The following is a 410-nucleotide window of genomic DNA, read 5'->3' on the forward strand; positions in this document are numbered from 1 at the left end:
GTCCTACACCCTGGGCCAGCTGGCCGCGCATGTCGGCGCGGAAGTCCGTGGCGACGCGGACCTGCCGATCCAGGGCTTGGCGACCTTGCAGGAGGCCGGACCGGCTCAGCTGAGCTTCCTGGCCAACCCGCAGTATCGCAAGTACCTGCCCGAAAGCCGTGCCGGCGCCGTCCTGCTGACGGCTGCCGACGCCGACGGGTTCTCCGGTACCGCGCTGGTGGTGGCCAATCCCTACCTGGCCTATGCCAGCCTGTCGCACCTGTTCGATCGCAAACCGAAGGCGGCCGCCGGTATCCATCCCACCGCCATCGTCGCGGCGGACGCCGAGGTCGATCCGAGCGCCAGCGTCGGCGCCTATGCGGTGATCGAGAGTGGCGCCCGCATCGGCGCTGGCGTCAGCATCGGCGCGC

1 protein-coding gene is annotated in these 410 nt (G+C 70.5%); it reads left to right on the forward strand.

Annotation, left to right across the window (positions count from 1 at the left end):
• The coding region (locus tag IM725_RS20140; protein WP_321576227.1) for an LpxD N-terminal domain-containing protein at window positions 1-410 on the forward strand (410 nt) is incomplete at both ends.

The organism is Ramlibacter aquaticus, from assembly GCF_015159745.1.
Taxonomy (GTDB): domain Bacteria; phylum Pseudomonadota; class Gammaproteobacteria; order Burkholderiales; family Burkholderiaceae_C; genus Ramlibacter; species Ramlibacter aquaticus.